The following is a 15,479-nucleotide window of genomic DNA, read 5'->3' as shown; positions in this document are numbered from 1 at the left end:
CGCCGGGCGGATTGCAGCCAGTCGCCGCTTAGGCATTTGATCCCGCGGCTTGATGGCGTGATCTTTTCGTTGGAGTGGAAGGAGGCACCATGGGGTAGTTTGGTCACGGCAGCGCCGCGACCACGCACGCTGTCAGAACAGCAATACAGCGATCGCAAGCTTCGATCGCGGAGCTGAGCCGGGAGCTTGGGATCAATCCGAAGACGGTGGGAAGATGGCGGAACAAAGACTGGCCCAACGAGCCTCATTTGAACCGCGCGGGGTTTACCGGAGGCTGATTCCAGTCAGTTAGGCTGCCAAAAAATAAACCTCAGCAGGAGCTTGGCGAAGTGCTGGTCCGGAACAATAAAAGCTGTGCTGTCCGAAGGGTTTCAACGGCGGCCAGGCGAACCGGATCTTACTGGAACAGCGGTACGCCATGTATTTGAAGACTTGCAGCGCCGGCAAATCCGTTCACCGAACCCTTCACTCCAGAAAACAGAATTGCACCGCAAGCAACGGCGCTCCCGTGGCACGTCTCCGCGGGCAGGTGCCACAATAACCTCTGGTTCGTTTTTATCAGTCATGACGTGGTTCCTTGCGGCCTGACGAGTCCGGTGCGGGACTGGCACGTTTACTGGCGCGATTGTCTGCCAGAGGTGCCAGCCCTTCGTTCTCTGCAGCTTGGATTGCAGATGCGCCTGAAGGGCCTGCCCGTTCAGCATTCCGGGCAGCTTGGTCGCGACCCTGGTCCGAGACGCACTCGCCAAGGTACAGGCGGCGAACCTGGGCTTCTGACACCCCGTCGGCCTGCATGACCAAGCGCACCATTGGGTCGGCAAGCATTTCGTCAAGGAAGTACTGCGACAGATCCTTGCCCGTCAGCTTGTCCTTGGCTTGGGCGCTTTCGAGGTCCGCCAGTGAAACCGTCAGGTTGCGCGCTAGCCCGGGATGGGACGCGCGCGGGTGCAACTGTATCAAAACAGAAGCTTTCCAAGCTTGTGGTGTCAGGTGGCCCGGAGGTGCGGACAATTCGGTTTCAATGCCGTATTCCCCAGCTGGAAGTGTCTCGTCGAATCCAGGCAGGGTGAAAGGGCGGGAGAATATTGCGACAGCCTTGCGTTTCATCTGATCCATTTTCCAGTTCTCCTTTGCTGCGGTGCTGTTCTAGCCGCTCTGGCAAAGCGGAGTTGCCGCGGGCTGGCGGCATCAGGGGCCTTTAGAGGGCCGTCGGGGCTGGTCTGGAACATGCAAGCGGATCTGAACCCCGCTCTCTCTTTCCTGCATTCGCGCCAGCCGAATTGTTCGGAAAAACCGCGTCACCGGTGCTCGGACCATTGAAAGAGATGTTGCGGCCGATCGATTGCGAGCCACAGTTTTCAGGCTCGCCGTGAGGCGAAGAAAGCACCCGCAGTCACATCTTATATAGGTATTCCCGGCTCAAATTGCTACGGGGCGCCGCAAACTCGAAGGCGCTGAACGAGGCTTGGAGCTGCACTGCCAAGGAACCGCTGGTATCACAGCAGAGCCGCGTGCCGCCCATTGCGGCTGGCTGTACGACCGTCTGCTGCATGCCTGCCGCTGCAAATGACCTTTTCAACATCGGGCGCGGCCATGGCGCGAAGAAGGGCGCTGTAATTGACACGCAGCCTTATCTCGCTCCCGATGCGCAGCGGGCAATTGGTCGTTTCCACGACGAGGTGATCGCTGGTCGCTCCGATGTAGGAAACCGCTGCGGGAAAAGTGAGCCCGGCAGGATCTGTGTCTTGCAGCCCGACGGCCAGGATCGACCGGGTTTTCCAATGATTGCCGGGTACCAGGCTTAGCGCTGACAATGCGGGGTCGGACAGCTTCAAGGGAGCCAGCTTTGATTTCGCCTTCGTCTCGATCACCTCTGCCTGCAGGACGAAAGCGTCCGTGTGAAGCCCGCTTATCGGGTTCCCGGATACCGGATCGGTGCCGAGCAGGATGGCCTCACCTAGGCGCAAACTGTTCACCCTTCCCGCCGGTCCCGTACCAAGCGCCCACAGAAGATTTGCGGAACTGCCTCCGGCGACCACATCAACGAAGGGACCGCATACTTCTTCGGTGCCGTTCGCAAGCGATGAGAGTGCTGCCATATCCTCAGCAGTGGGCGCCGGGCCGGCCAGGCAGGCAAAGTTCGCACCGATGCCTCTGAGCAGCGCGCCCGGTGTCCTGGTGACCTGAAGCGCGATGTCGGTCAGATCCTCAGGCATAATGCCTTCGCGAAGATCCCCCATCTCCACCATCAGGATGATCCCATGATTAGTGCCTTGGCGCAGGGCAGCAGCGGCGAGGCTGGCGATGACCCCGGGTTCAGTGTTGCAACTGGCTTCGCAGGACGAAACAACGCGCTCCACCTGGCTCAGCATGGGTGTCCGGATCATCAGGACCGGACAGGTTATTCCTGCCGCGCGCATGCGCTCAACATTTGCCATCCGCGCATCAGCCAGCCCTATTGCACCGCCTGCAAGCATGGCTTTTGCGATGCCCGGGTGGCCGCATACGGCTTTGGTTACCGCCGTCACAGTGATCCCGCGGGGCTTCAGGCGGTCGACAAGCACGCGCGTATTCTGGCGGATTTTGCTCAGATCTATTTCCATGCGCGGCGCGGTCATAACGCGGCCTTCCCCGGCACCGGCCGCAATTGAGGATAAGCGGACAGAACCAGTTCAGCCAGATGCGCCGGAGGGCAGCTCAGGGCGTCGCTGACCGGCAGGTCCAGTTTCCGCGCATGGTCCCTGATCGCGGCATTGATCCCTGCGTCTGTCAGCCCTTCATGGTTGAGGGTCACGCCGATTACCTTCGTGTCCGAAAACGCTTCGATCAGGGCAATCTCGTCACTGGGATCTGGCATTGCCATCTCTGGGAAATCGCAGCGGTGCGCCCGCGCTGGTGCATGCTGAAGGATTACCGCGTCGGGCTGGCTGCCGCGCAGAATGAATGCAGATGTGCAGAACGCCGGATGGCTGAGTGCGCCCTGGCCTTCGATCAGAATGACATCCGGCTGTTCGCTTTCGTACGCCGCAAGCACAGCCCCTTCCAGTTCCCCGCAGCAGAATTGCGGCGGCACCGCGTCCATTGCGACGCCATATCTGGCCCCCTGCATCAAACCTGTTTGGCCGGTGCCAACCAGAACCGTCTTGATGCCTTGCGCATTCAGTGCCCTGGCGAGGAGGGTTGCCGTGGTCCGTTTTCCAATCGCGCAGTCGGTTCCCAAAATGGCGATACGGATCGCCTTTACACGCGCAATACTGCCGTCGAACAGGCGCATGTCCTTGCTGAGCTTCGGTTTTCGGATATCCCGGACAGTGACGTTCCAGGATTTTGCGGCAGCAATGATCTCCGGATCTTCGCTAAGGTACTCATGCAGGCCAGAGACGATATTCATTCCCCGCGAAATCGCCTCCAGAACGACCCGCCGGTCCTCGCCAGCGAGTTTCCCGTTGGACGGCGCCATCCCGTAAATCAGCGTATCAGGGACTGTGCTTTGGTGGGCAATGGCTGCGTCAAGGCTGCCGAAAATAGGAATCCGGTTGAACCCGCCATCCAGGATTTGCCCGCTGTCACTCCCGTGGTGCCCGCTGTCGATCACTGAAAGTATCCGATAAGCCTCTGAGTGGCGAACCAGCCCGTTTGCAGTTTTCCCGTCATTCTCGGCGAAGTTTCCTTCGCAGTACACTATTGCAGTGGGAACGGGGAGGAACGGCAGTTTGCCTGTGCTTCCAGTGTCCCCAGATTGGAAGGGTGAGCGTAAGCGCCCATTGCTGATATTTCGCCGGACTGAGAGTCCGGCCTTGGCTGCGGGGTCCATGATTTGTCCTTTGGATTGAAACAAGCGCTTGGCATTCACGTGCCCGCCGCAAGTTATGACGCTGCCAATCGGGGCAGCAGAAGGTGCAACTCCTAGTTGCTCAGGGCGCAGCGGCCTCTTGTCCGCTGAAAGCTCTTGTTGCACTCCCATCGGTTGCCTGACCTGTCGAGATGAGCGTTTTCAGGCAGATCTATGAGAATGCAGCGCTCTCCAGACACCTCGTAACCGCGGGCGCACTTCCACCCTGATCTGTAAGGTGCATCGTCGAAGAATGCATTTTCAGGGACAAACACGGCTGCGCATGTCCCGTCCTGTTCAAAGAACCCGCGCTCGCATGTCCATGGACGCCCGTATCTTGAGCCGTTCAGGTAGGCGTGTTCCGGCACTTCGATGGTAAGGCATTTCTCCCCTTTTGCCTCAAACCCTCGATTGCACTGCCAGGCTGGCGCGCTGGTGTCGTTCGTCAGATAGGAATTTTCCGGCAGGGCAATTTCCTGGCAGATGTCGTCGATCTTCCGGTATCCGCGCAGGCAATTCCACCGCTTGCCGGTAGGATCGAGATACCCGCCGTCCGGGATGAAAACTTTGTCACACGATGCGCTTTCGACCTCGATATACCCATGCAGGCACTCCCATCCCGTCCCATAAGGCTTGTTCGTCGGGTACGCGTTTTGCGGCACAACAATTTCAACACATGTATTGCCGGCGGGGCGGTATGACAGATTGCATTCCCACCCGCCGCCGTAACTTCTGGCATGGGCGTTTTCAGGTATCGAAGACGTGCCTGGCTGCGAAAAGACTGGCACTGACGAAATCAGCAAAAGACCGGACACAGCTGCAAAACGTCTGACCAGGCGCCTCAGGAAAGCCCAAGGCGCAATTTTTATATCCGGCGCTTTACCGGAACTCGCAAACACCGGCATTGTTGCAGACTCACGATGCATCAAGATCCAGCCCGGCAAGGCATGCCTGTGCAAGAGCACGGTTTGGCAGCTCTGAGCCAGGAACCGTTGCCCAGCCTGCTTCCATAACGGCATCCCGGCGCTTGTAAGACATTGCCTCCTGGATTGATGCCAGTTTGGCGGTCCGGTCGGTATCTGTGTTCGCCTGGTCGATGCAAACAGGCACCAAGGCAGCGATCAGCTCGTCATGGGATCGGGAATTGGCCATTGCATCTGCTTGGCTTCCAGTCACCCAACCGCCCCAGGAAAAACCTGCGATGGTAATGGCGACCGCGCCAATAAATGCGCCGTAAACACCAGGCCTAAGCCATTCGGGGTAAGTCATATCTGGTCCTCCTGCGGGAAAAGCGCCGCGTCGCTATGATTGATGTTTTGTGTCAAATCCGCTGTCGCGGCTTTGCGCAGTTTCCAAGTCATTCTGGGTGATCAGGCGCAACTCGGTCCGGCCTGCACGGCCGCCCCTGCCATGGACCAGCAGATAGGTTGCTGCGGTCCGGTAGGCCACGAAGCTGAGCCCCTGAATAAGCTCTTCTTCCACGATGACTTCGTAGGCTCCGGCAGGAAGTTCGTCTTCATAACCGGCCAAGGAAAACGGATGGGAAAACGTCACCGTCAATCTGGACGACCGTGTGTTCATCCTGGTTCTCATTGAATTCCTGTTTGGCTTTTTTGGATGCCTCTGCCGCAAAGAGGCTTCCTGGGATCTTCAGGGCGTGATCCCGGCAAAGCTAAGTATCATCAAAGACCTTAAGGTGGGCGCGACGTTCACGCACTGATCGATGTTAGCGCCTTTCAGGTTTTCAAGTTTTGCCGGTACCAAGCGAGACTGCGGCTGCCTGGAGCGGCCAGTCCCACCCCGCTGCCGATCTGCGTCGAGGTAATGCAGTCACTAATGCACTGACGCGCACGCGCGCAGGCATAGCCTTTATCCACGACTTGTTTCTCAGACGAGCGCAACCGGCCTGTGCAGAGCCCCCGAACCGGGAAGCCGCTAGCTAACCTGTGTCAGTACATGCAGGCCCTATCCCGGATAGGAAGACTAAACCGGCGCCTTATTTTGCTGGTGTGTGATTGTTTTCGAGTGCCAAAGAAGCGCGGGGTATGTGCAGGTCCAAACCGGTTCGGCACATAGTTCGCGCTTCTTATTCTCGGAGACCTCTGAAAGGAAATGAAATGACACCCGAAACAAGATTGCTTTCTGTGAAGCTGGATTCGGTACGGGCAGCTTGCGAAAGAGCCTCTGCCGGACCGAAGAAAGACGCGGCTTGGAAACATTACCGTCTTGCGGAAAAGGCGCACAGCGATGAAAACCATACCGAAATGTACAGGGAGCTTGAGGCAGCGAAACAAGTTCTCGCGTAACCTCCCCGTTTTGCTCCCGCTCCCCTGCTGCCCGGGCTTCACCCAAGGGCGGCCGTTTCATTTCAGAAGCGGTCCAGTCTGATCCAGGTACGCCGGATCGAAATCCGCCAGCACCATGAGCCTGTCAATGTCTCCGAACTTCACATAGCCCCTCTGGAAGGTGACCAGTTCCCGTTCCCGAAGCTGACGCAGAACACGATTAACATGGACTGCGGTCAATCCCAGAGCGTCGGCAAGATGATACTGGGTCAAGGGGCAGGCATAGCCCTCCTTGCTCCCCAGTCCGACGAACGCCAGCCGCGCACCAAGTTCCAGCAGAAAATGTGCCATTCGCGCATCTGCGTCGCGGCGCCCCAGCCCGACAAGGTGCTCGACAACCATCGCTTCATCCCGGGACGCCGCCCAAAGTATGGCTGCCGCCAACCTCGGGGTGTCGGCCAAAGCACTTAGCAAGTCACCTGCCATAACCTCGGCTGCTTCGATCTCCACAACAGGCTCGATGCTATGGTCAGAAGTGCGCAGCAGAACGCTGCGCAATCCCAAAAAATCACCCGGTATCTGAAAGTCGACGATCTGGCGCGATCCCTCCGGCTGGATCTTGTAGGAGCAGGCCCAGCCCGAAGCCAGAATGTAGGCGGCTTGTCTGGGCTCTCCCTGATGCACAAGGTCACAACCTGCCGCAAAGGTTTTCCGGCGCTGATGCAACTGAGCCAGCACAGCCAGTTCATCTTCTGACAACACGGCAAATGCCGATAGCTTCCTTGCGAGCGGGCTTTCTTCGATCGAGTTCATAACCCCTCCTGAGCTGGCCCGGTGGTATTGAGCACCGCAGGTCACCGGGACTGCTTTGGATCAGTTCGGCCTGCTTCGTTTCCTGCGAGGGTAATGAAGATAACCTCTCTGTCAGCTTATCATGGCACGCAATGCAGGAAAGGAAGGGTTGAAATGTCCGAGCGGACCGACTGTGCAGGAATGGCCGCGCTATCGATCTGCGAGGCATTGCTGCTGGCAATGAAAGACCTTCAGGTACTGCCTGAGCATGAAGTCATTGGTGTTCTTCGTGATGCCGCGGCATTTCATGATAACGCGGGTGGAACGGGAACTGATGCGGTAAGTCACCAAGCTGCTGCGTCATTAATCCATCAGATTATTGCCAACGGGAATCCCGTCCGGCAACCTCGAAGATAACTCACGCGGCCGAGTCATGACCGGGTTCCCTCCTCATCGGGAAGACAGCTCCCAAAACGCTTGAGCATCAGAAGGCTAAGTTGTGGACTCATTCAGTTCCAAAGCCGGTAGCAACAAGGGCTGCAAGCGCGATTGCTGTCCTTCGCCATCGTGACGGCCTTCGCCGGTACAGCATGACCAATAACGGCGCCAAGCGATCGTTCTGAAACGGATACGCCCCGTGATCCCAATGCATGAACTCCGGGAATTTCATCGTTGCTGGCCGCGTTCTGTACCCTCTTCGAAAGCTGGCCGAACAAGGCTTCAGCAAGCTCTGAAACTTCCGCAAAACCGCAAGCCTCTGCACCAAGACAGCCGGGAGCACTCCGGGCGTCGCAGAAGTCACATCACTCCACCTCAGGTTGCACCGTATTCTGGCATAACCTGATTGTCTGGAGGGGGGGCTGCCCGGATCCGAGCTTTGGATATCTGACGACAATTGCTGCGCAGCCAAAGGTTTCGTACAGTTCCAGCATTTCCGGAAGCATTCTGAGGCCGCAAGACACTGTCCCGGCAGCCGGCTTGGAAACATCCACAGCTATCGTGACAGGAGTCGAGGGAAGCATGCCCTGGCGGAGCAGCCCGTCGCGTTCGGTCAGGGGAGTGCCTGTCTGCGCAGCGGCGGCACAGGCGGCGGTGATCCCGGGAACGATCTCCGCATCGATGCCGGCATCGCGTGCGGCGGCCGGCTCTTCAGCAGCGCGGCCGAAGATACTGCCCCCCCGATTTCAGGCGCAGAACCCGGCGGCCCTTCAATGCCTCTGCCAAAATGACCGCGTTAATCCTGTCCTGCAGTCAGTCATGGGCGCCGGCGTGTTTGCCAACAAAGACCCTTTTTGCCGAAGGCGGGCCAGTTCCAAGACCTCACCATCAACGAGGCGGTCAAAAAACCGTGTCAGCCTGCTGCAGTCTTTGCAATGCGCCAAGCGTCAGCAGGTCGCGTGCGCCGGGGCCTGCCCCCACCAGAGCAAGTGAACCCGGTGCGTTTCAAGTTTCAGGGGGAGCTGTCATCAGGAGCCGTCCTATTCCGCGGCCTGCCGGAACTGGCGCCGCGCTAGCAATTCAGCGATGTCAGGACGGCAGGAGCCGCAGTTTGTTCCCGCGTGCAAGGCAGTGCCGACGTCCGCAACGCTCACCAGCCCGCCGCTTTGGATGGCGGTCAAAATGGTGTTGGCCCCGACGTTGAAGCAGGCGCAGACCACCGGGCCGGGGTCGGGCCGGTCTGCTGCCGGAATGCCGGTCAGAACACCTTCCGCGCTGGTGCCCGGCAGTCCCGCCATGTAGTCCCGGCTGACCGCCACCGGGTCCGGCGCGGTGAACAGCGCTGCCATGACCTTGCCGTTATGAAACAGCGCCAGCCGGGTACTGCCTTTGCCGCTGTCTGTCATTAACTGCACCCTGGCCTCGGGCTGGGCGAACAGATCCCGTGCCGCGGCCTCCGGATCAGCAAGCGGAGACACCCCGGCCAGTTCTGCACGGTACCCGGCTGCCGTGCGTGCCATGGCCCAGTACTCTGACCGGGGAGCCATCGGCCGACAGGATACGGCAAACCCGTACCAGGCCGGCTGCCAGCGCTCCGCCGCGACGACGGCGGCCTTGCTTTCCGGCTGCCCCGAAACAGGATCAATGGCAGCGGCGACAAGGGTGTCAACACGCGCCGAAGGAGCGGTTTCGCCGGTCCAGTGGATCGGCACGAACAGATCGCCAGGCTGCACATCGCCGGTGATCCGCGCGCGCAGGATCGCCTGCCCGTGCGGGCTGCTTAGGCGCAGCAGGTCAGCGGGCTGTACTCCCAGCCGCTGGGCGTCCTCCGGGTGGATATCGGCAAAGGGTTCGGCCAGATGCCCTGAAAGGCGGGCGGCTCGTCCGGTGCGGGTCATCGTGTGCCACTGGTCGCGGATACGGCCTGTGTTGAGGCGGAACGGATACTGGCGGTCCGGCGCAGACGCCGGAGGGCGCCAGCGGACCGGCAGCATGCGGGCCTTTCCGTCCGGGTGAAAGAACTGCCCGTCCGCAAAGAACCGGCCGCCCTGCCGGTTCCGGCTCACCGGCCAGCGGACCGGGCCCAGGCTCTCGTAGTCAGAATCGGATATGCGGCTGAGGCCGGAAATGTCGAAATCCAGCCCGAAGCTGCAGGCCAGGCCAGACAATGCGGCATGCTCCCGGAAGATCTGCGCCGGAGACTGGTAATCGAAGGCTGCACTCCCGCCCATCCGCCTGCCCGCGTCTGCCAGAATGTCCCAGTCCGGGCGCGCTAGGCCCGGCGGCGGCAAGACAGCGCGCTGGCGGCTGATGGTGCGGTCCGAATTGGTGGCGGTGCCATCCTTCTCGGCCCAGGCGGCGGCAGGCAACAGCACATCCGCCAGCCGCGCGGTGTCGGTTGCCGCGGTGATGTCGCTCACAACGGTGAAGTCGCAGGCCTTGATCGCGGCCCGCACGGCACCGGCCTCAGGCATGGTGACGGCGGGGTTGGTATGGATGATCCACAGCGCCTTGAGCCGCCCGTCGCCTGCCGCGCGGAACAGGTCGACCGCCTTCAGCCCGGGCCGGTCCGGCATTGCGGGGGCACACCAGAATTCCTGCACCGCCGCGCGGTGGCTGCGGTTTTCCAGATCCATATGGCAGGCCAGCATATTGGCCAGTCCGCCAACCTCGCGCCCGCCCATCGCGTTCGGCTGGCCTGTCACCGAGAAGGGGCCGCAACCGGGTTTGCCAATGCGGCCGGTTGCCAGATGGCAGTTCAGGATCGCGTTCACCTTGTCCGTACCGGAGGTGGACTGGTTCACTCCCTGGCTGAAGATGGTCACCACCTTTTCAGTGCCCATCCAGAGGCGGCAGAAGGCTGCGATTTCGCTGTCAGACAACCCGGTGACGGAGGCATCGCTCGCAAAGGCGGATTCCAGCGCGCCTCCCAGCCCCTCCACATGCTGCAAATACTCCGCGTCCAGCGCGCCGCCCTCATAAAGCGCGGTCAAAAGCCGGTTGAACAGCGCCACGTCGCTGCCTGCCCGAAGTTTCAGATGCATGTCCGCCTGATCGCAGCTCGCCGTGCGGCGCGGGTCGATGACCACCAGCCTGGTGCCGCGCTTTTCGCGCGCGGCGAGGATGCGCTGGTACAGAACCGGGTGGCACCAGGCGAGATTGGAGCCCGCGAGGACGATCAGGTCCGCCTGGTCGAGGTCATCATAGGTGCCAGGCACCGTGTCGGTGCCGAAGGCGCGTTTGTGGCCCGCGACGGTGGAGGCCATGCACAGGCGCGAGTTGGTGTCGATATTGGCGGAGCCGAGGAATCCCTTCATCAGCTTGTTGGCGACATAGTAGTCCTCGGTCAGCATCTGGCCCGACAGGTAGAACCCGACGCTGTCCGGGCCGTGCCGGTCCACCGCCTGCCGGAACCTGGCGGCCACGAGGTCCAGAGCACTGTCCCAATCCGTCTCCTGACCGTTCACTTGCGGGGCCAGCAGGCGGCCCTCCAGCCCCAGCGTCTCCCCCAGCGCCAGCCCCTTGGAGCAGAGCCGCCCGCGGTTGGCCGGGTGGTCCGGGTCGCCGCGCACCGACAGCCCGCCCGCGCCGTCCGGGCGCAGCAGCACGCCGCAGCCGGTGCCGCAATAGGGGCAGGCGGAGCGGGTTTCCCGGCAATCCGCACCGGGCATCACGCGGCGCTCCGCTTGCCGATTGCATCCCCGTCGATCAGCAGGCGTCCGCCGTTGACCTGTACCGGGTAGGTGCCGATCCGGCCTTCATCTGCTCCCTGCGCCTGGCCGGTGTTCAGGTCGAACACCCAGTTGTGCAGCGGACAGGTGACGCTTTGGCCGTGCACGATGCCTTCAGACAGCGGGCCGCCCTTATGCGGGCAGCGGTCATCGGCGGCAAAGACCTCGTCCTCTCCGGTGCGGAACAGGGCGACGCAGCCCATGGGGGTCTTCACCACCCGCGCGCCCTGCAGCGGGATGTCGTCGATTTGGCCGATGTCGATCCAGTTCATTCCGCAGCCTCCAGTGTGAGATTGGCAAGCGGCGCGTATTGCGCCCGCGTGGTGCTGTTCTGTGCGTGCTCCGCCCAGGGATCCTTGCGGTAGACGGATTGCGACAGCGCAAACCGCTCCGCCAGCGCCCTGCGGTTCTCAAGGTCGTCGACGATCTGCGCCTTGACCCAGTCAAGGCCGACCCTGGCCAGCCATTTGTAGATCCGGTCCAGATAGCGGGCATTTTCGCGGTAGATCTGGGTCATAGCAGAGATCACCTCGACCGCCTCCTCCTCACTCGTCACCTTGCACAAGACCTCAGTGCCCTTGATCTCCATCCCCGCAGCGCCGCCGACGTGAATCTCGTAGCCGCTGTCGACACAGACGACGCCGATATCCTTGCAGGTTGCCTCGGCGCAGTTGCGCGGGCAGCCGGAGACCGCAAGCTTCAGCTTGTGCGGCGTCCAGGACCCCCACAGGTGTTTCTCCAGCTTGATGCCCAGCCCAGTCGAGTCCTGGGTGCCAAAGCGGCAATGGTCGGTGCCGACGCAGGTCTTCACCGTGCGCAGCCCTTTGGAATAGGCATGGCCCGAAACCAGCCCGGCGCGGTTCAGATCGGACCAGATGCCGGGCAGGTCCTCACCCCTGACACCCAAGAGATCAATGCGCTGGCCGCCAGTGACCTTGACCGTCGGCACGCCGTATTTGTCGGCGGCATCGGCGATGGCGCGCAGCTCGTCCGGGGTGGTGATGCCGCCCCACATCCTCGGCACCACGGAGAAGGTGCCGTCCTTCTGGATGTTGGCGTGCTTGCGTTCGTTGACAAAACGGCTTTGCGGGTCGTCCCGGTACTCCAGCGGCCAGTCCGCCAGCAAGTAATAGTTCACCGCCGGGCGGCAGACATGGCAGCCGTTGGGGGTGGTCCAGCCCAGTTCCTGCCAGACCGCGGCCTGGCTTTTCAGCTCGCGGCTTTTGATCAGGCGGCGGACGTCCTCGTGGGTGTGGCTGGTGCAGCCGCAAACGGGCTGGGCCTGGGGCGCCGCGTAGTTGTCGCCCAGCGTCACCGACAGGAGCTGTTCAACAAGCCCGGTGCAGGTGCCGCAGGAGGCGCTGGCCTTGGTCGTGGCGCGGATCGCGCCGAGGTCGCTGGCGCCGCCTTCGATGGCGCTGGTAATCTGTCCCTTGCAGACGCCGTTGCAGCCGCAGATCTCCGCCTCAGGCGGCAAGGCTGCAACGGCTGACAGAGGGTCCGCGGAGGCCCCCCCCTGGAAGGCCGGGCCGAAAATCAGCGTTTCGCGCATCCCGCTGATGGGGGTGCCGTCCTTGATCAGCCCGAAGAACCAGCCGCCATCGGCAGTGTCCCCGTACATGACGGCGCCGACCAGCCGGTCGCCTTCAATGACCAACCGCTTGTAGATGCCGCGGGCGGGATCGCGGAACACGATATCCTCGCGCGTCTCGCCTTCCGCGAAGTCCCCGGCGCTGAACAGATCGCAGCCGGTGACCTTGAGCTTGGTGGCCAGTTCCTTGACCGCAAAGGCATTCGGCCTTCCCAAAAGGCTGTCCGCCAGAACCTTGGCCTGATCATAAAGCGGAGCCACCAAGCCAAAGAGATGGCCGTCGAATTCCACACATTCGCCCACCGCATAGATATCCGGGTCGGAGGTCTGCATCTGCGCGTTCACCTCGATGCCGCGCGCCACATCCAGATGCGCGTCGGTGGCAAGCCGGGTTTCCGGGCGGATGCCCACCGCCATCACCACCAGATCGGCACCAAGCGTCTCGCCGCTTTCCAGCAGCACCGCCTGGGCGCGGTCCTCGCCCAGGATCGCCTTGGTCGAGGCCCGGGTCTTCACGGTGATGCCGCGCGCCTCCAGATCCTTGCGCAGGAGATAACCCGCGGCCTCGTCGAGCTGGCGCTCCATCAGGTGGCCCGTCAGGTGCAGCACGGTCACGTCCATGCCGCGCTCCTTGAGCCCTGCGGCGGCTTCCAGACCCAGCAGGCCGCCGCCGATCACCACCGCCTTGCCGCCCTTTGCGGCGGCCTCGATCATCGCGTTGGTGTCGTCCAGATCGCGGTAGGAGATCACCCCCGGCAAATCGTGACCCGGCACCGGGATGATGAAGGGGGCGGAGCCGGTGGCGATCACCAGCTTGTCATAGGGCACATGGCCGTTTTCGCCTTCGACCACTTTCATCTCGGGGTCGATCTTCACCACATGCTCGCCGAAGCGGCAGGTGACGCCGCGCTCCGCGTACCACGCGTCCGAATGGGTGACGATCTCCTCATAAGTCTTTTCGCCCGACAGCACCGGGCTCAGCATGATGCGGTTGTAATTGCCGCGCGGCTCGGCGTTGAACAGGGTAATGTCATAGGCCCCGGGGGCTGCATCGAGCAGATGCTCGATCACCCGGCCGGAGGCCATGCCGGCCCCGATAATGACGAGTTTCTGGGTCATGGTCTCACTCCGCTGCTATCTTGTCTGCGGCCGGTTTGGCGGCGGGTTTGGTCCCGTGCTCGTATTCTTCGAGGAAATCGAGCACCTCCTGCCGGTAGGCGTAGTAATCCGGGTGCTCCAGCAGCGCCTTGCGGGTGCGCGGGCGCGGCAGGTTCACGTCGGTGATCTTGCCGATGGTGGCCTGCGGGCCGTTGGTCATCATCACCACCCGGTCCGCCAGCAGGATTGCCTCATCCACGTCGTGGGTAACGCAGATGGCGGTCACCTTGGTGCGGCTCCAGACCTCCATCAGCACTTCCTGCAACTCCCAGCGGGTGAGGCTGTCGAGCATGCCGAAGGGTTCATCCAGCAGCAGCAGCTTGGGCGAAAGCGCAAAGGCGCGGGCGATGCCGACCCGCTGCTGCATGCCGTTCGACATGGCGCTGGCGGGCTTGTCCATCGCGTCCGCCAGGCCGACGCGCTCCAGGTAGTATTCGACCACGTCCTGCCTCTCCGCCTGGGACGCCTTGGGATAGACCTTGTCGACTCCGATGGCGCAGTTTTCGCGGGCGGTCAGCCAGGGAAACAGGTTGGGCGACTGGAACACAACGGCGCGCTCCGGGTCGGCGCCCTCGACGTGGCGGCGGTCCAGCTTGATCGCCCCCTTGGAAATCGGGTTCAGCCCGGCCGCCATGGTCAGCACCGTGGACTTGCCGCAGCCCGAGTGGCCGATCAGCGAGATGAATTCGCCCTTGTTGATCTTGAGGTTGAAATCCTCGACCACGGTCAGCGGCCCCTTGGGCGTCGGATAGATCTTGTGCAGCTGCGAGAAATCCAGAAAGCGTTCTTCTGTCAGCGACTTCGAGGCTTCGGCCACGGCAGCAGGCAAACCGTGGATCGGGGTCACGTTCGGCAGGATCTTCGAGCCTTCGATCCTGGCCTTGACCCCCACGTCCATCAGGTAGGAAGTGACCTCTGCCCGCAAGCGCTTGATAGTCTCGTCCGTGTTAATGGCGGAACGGTCGCGCGGACGGGGAATGGTGACTTGGAACGCCTCTCCCAGGCTGCCGTCCGGGTTCAGGGCGATGATGCGGTCAGCCAGCAGGATCGCCTCGTCCACGTCATTGGTGATCAGCACGCAGGTCTTCTTGTCCGCCTCCCAGATCATCTCGATCTCCTCCGCCAAATTGGCGCGGGTCAGCGCATCCAGGGCCGACAGCGGCTCATCCAGCAAGAGCACCTCCGGGTCCATCGCCAGGGCGCGGGCCACATTGACCCGCTGGCGCATGCCACCCGACAGTTCTGCAGGGCGGCGGCTGGCGGCATGGCTGAGGCCGACCATTTTCACATAGCGGTTCACCTTCGCCTGTTTTTCCGCCTTGGGCAGGCCGGGAAACACGGTGTCCACCGCCAGCGCAACATTGCCGCTCACCGTCAGCCAGGGCATCAGCGAGTAGCTTTGGAAAATCACGCCGCGCTCCGGACCGGGGCCGGTGATTTCCCTGCCCCGATAGGAGACGGTGCCCTGCGACGGCCTCTCCAGCCCGGCCATCAGGTTGATCAGGGTTGTCTTGCCGGTGCCGGAGAAGCCCAGCAGCACAAGGAACTCGCCCTCCTGAACACTGAGGCTGATGTTTTTCAGAACTTGCGTGCGGCTGGTGCCCTCGCCAAAGCTCTTGGAGACATATTTGAATTCAAGAATGCTCATGGCG

15 protein-coding genes and 1 pseudogene are annotated in these 15,479 nt (G+C 61.8%); 3 read left to right on the top strand and 13 right to left on the bottom strand.

Features of this window, described 5'->3' with window-relative positions:
* Nucleotides 1-143: 143 nt before the first annotated feature.
* Nucleotides 144-245 (top strand): annotated as a pseudogene (locus R2C4_RS21575) (IS481 family transposase); the annotation flags it as partial.
* A gap of 313 nt (nucleotides 246-558) precedes the next feature.
* Here the strand turns inward: R2C4_RS21575 and R2C4_RS20105 are convergent.
* The 6 genes from R2C4_RS20105 to R2C4_RS20080 all read right to left on the bottom strand — a co-directional run bounded on the left by R2C4_RS20105 (nucleotide 559) and on the right by R2C4_RS20080 (nucleotide 5,413).
* Nucleotides 559-1,116, bottom strand: a complete 558-nt coding sequence (locus R2C4_RS20105; RefSeq protein ID WP_244940761.1) for a hypothetical protein — start codon at nucleotides 1,114-1,116, stop codon at nucleotides 559-561.
* A gap of 380 nt (nucleotides 1,117-1,496) precedes the next feature.
* Nucleotides 1,497-2,618, bottom strand: a complete 1,122-nt coding sequence (locus tag R2C4_RS20100) for an alanine/ornithine racemase family PLP-dependent enzyme (protein ID WP_141891982.1) — start codon at nucleotides 2,616-2,618, stop codon at nucleotides 1,497-1,499.
* Nucleotides 2,615-3,595, bottom strand: a complete 981-nt coding sequence (locus tag R2C4_RS20095) for an N-acetyltransferase DgcN family protein (protein WP_244940760.1) — start codon at nucleotides 3,593-3,595, stop codon at nucleotides 2,615-2,617. Before R2C4_RS20095 ends, R2C4_RS20100 begins: the two co-directional genes overlap by 4 nt.
* Nucleotides 3,596-3,906: 311 nt before the next feature.
* Nucleotides 3,907-4,737 (bottom strand): hypothetical protein, encoded by an 831-nt coding sequence (locus R2C4_RS20090; protein ID WP_141891980.1) that lies wholly within the window; start codon nucleotides 4,735-4,737, stop codon nucleotides 3,907-3,909.
* A 10-nt stretch (nucleotides 4,738-4,747) separates the two neighbouring features.
* Complete coding sequence (locus tag R2C4_RS20085) at nucleotides 4,748-5,101, bottom strand: hypothetical protein (RefSeq protein ID WP_141891979.1); 354 nt, start codon at nucleotides 5,099-5,101, stop codon at nucleotides 4,748-4,750.
* Between the two features lie 33 nt (nucleotides 5,102-5,134).
* Nucleotides 5,135-5,413, bottom strand: coding sequence for a hypothetical protein (locus R2C4_RS20080; protein ID WP_141891978.1), 279 nt, complete (start codon nucleotides 5,411-5,413; stop codon nucleotides 5,135-5,137).
* A gap of 536 nt (nucleotides 5,414-5,949) precedes the next feature.
* Here R2C4_RS20080 and R2C4_RS20075 point away from each other — a divergent pair.
* Nucleotides 5,950-6,138: a hypothetical protein gene (locus R2C4_RS20075; RefSeq protein WP_141891977.1), complete on the top strand. Its 189-nt coding sequence runs from the start codon at nucleotides 5,950-5,952 to the stop codon at nucleotides 6,136-6,138.
* A gap of 57 nt (nucleotides 6,139-6,195) precedes the next feature.
* Here R2C4_RS20075 and R2C4_RS20070 read toward each other — a convergent pair whose 3' ends face one another.
* Complete coding sequence (locus R2C4_RS20070; RefSeq protein ID WP_141891976.1) at nucleotides 6,196-6,930, bottom strand: Crp/Fnr family transcriptional regulator; 735 nt, start codon at nucleotides 6,928-6,930, stop codon at nucleotides 6,196-6,198.
* A gap of 153 nt (nucleotides 6,931-7,083) precedes the next feature.
* Between R2C4_RS20070 and R2C4_RS20065 the strand changes: the two genes are divergently transcribed.
* Entirely contained in the window at nucleotides 7,084-7,326 is a 243-nt protein-coding gene (locus R2C4_RS20065) for a hypothetical protein (RefSeq protein WP_141891975.1), read from the top strand.
* A 386-nt stretch (nucleotides 7,327-7,712) separates the two neighbouring features.
* Here R2C4_RS20065 and R2C4_RS21420 read toward each other — a convergent pair whose 3' ends face one another.
* The 6 genes from R2C4_RS21420 to R2C4_RS20040 all read right to left on the bottom strand — a co-directional run bounded on the left by R2C4_RS21420 (nucleotide 7,713) and on the right by R2C4_RS20040 (nucleotide 15,475).
* Nucleotides 7,713-8,030, bottom strand: coding sequence for a hypothetical protein (locus R2C4_RS21420; RefSeq protein WP_338034738.1), 318 nt, complete (start codon nucleotides 8,028-8,030; stop codon nucleotides 7,713-7,715).
* A 217-nt stretch (nucleotides 8,031-8,247) separates the two neighbouring features.
* Nucleotides 8,248-8,328, bottom strand: coding sequence for an SAM-dependent methyltransferase (locus R2C4_RS21415; RefSeq protein WP_244940834.1), 81 nt, complete (start codon nucleotides 8,326-8,328; stop codon nucleotides 8,248-8,250).
* A 59-nt stretch (nucleotides 8,329-8,387) separates the two neighbouring features.
* Nucleotides 8,388-11,018, bottom strand: coding sequence for a nitrate reductase (locus tag R2C4_RS20055; RefSeq protein ID WP_141891974.1), 2,631 nt, complete (start codon nucleotides 11,016-11,018; stop codon nucleotides 8,388-8,390).
* Complete coding sequence (gene nirD / locus R2C4_RS20050) at nucleotides 11,018-11,350, bottom strand: nitrite reductase small subunit NirD (RefSeq protein ID WP_141891973.1); 333 nt, start codon at nucleotides 11,348-11,350, stop codon at nucleotides 11,018-11,020. Before nirD ends, R2C4_RS20055 begins: the two co-directional genes overlap by 1 nt.
* The gene (nirB, locus tag R2C4_RS20045) at nucleotides 11,347-13,788 is read right to left on the bottom strand and encodes a nitrite reductase large subunit NirB (RefSeq protein ID WP_141891972.1); all 2,442 of its coding nucleotides are present in this window, start codon (nucleotides 13,786-13,788) and stop codon (nucleotides 11,347-11,349) included. The genes nirD and nirB overlap by 4 nt, the downstream gene beginning before the upstream one ends.
* 4 nt (nucleotides 13,789-13,792) lie before the next feature.
* The gene (locus R2C4_RS20040; RefSeq protein ID WP_141891971.1) at nucleotides 13,793-15,475 is read right to left on the bottom strand and encodes an ABC transporter ATP-binding protein; all 1,683 of its coding nucleotides are present in this window, start codon (nucleotides 15,473-15,475) and stop codon (nucleotides 13,793-13,795) included.
* Between the last annotated feature and the right edge of the window lie 4 nt (nucleotides 15,476-15,479).

Source organism: Leisingera aquaemixtae, assembly GCF_006740765.1.
GTDB classification, from domain to species: Bacteria; Pseudomonadota; Alphaproteobacteria; order Rhodobacterales; family Rhodobacteraceae; genus Leisingera; species Leisingera aquaemixtae.
This window is presented reverse-complemented; position numbering and strand designations above follow the sequence as displayed.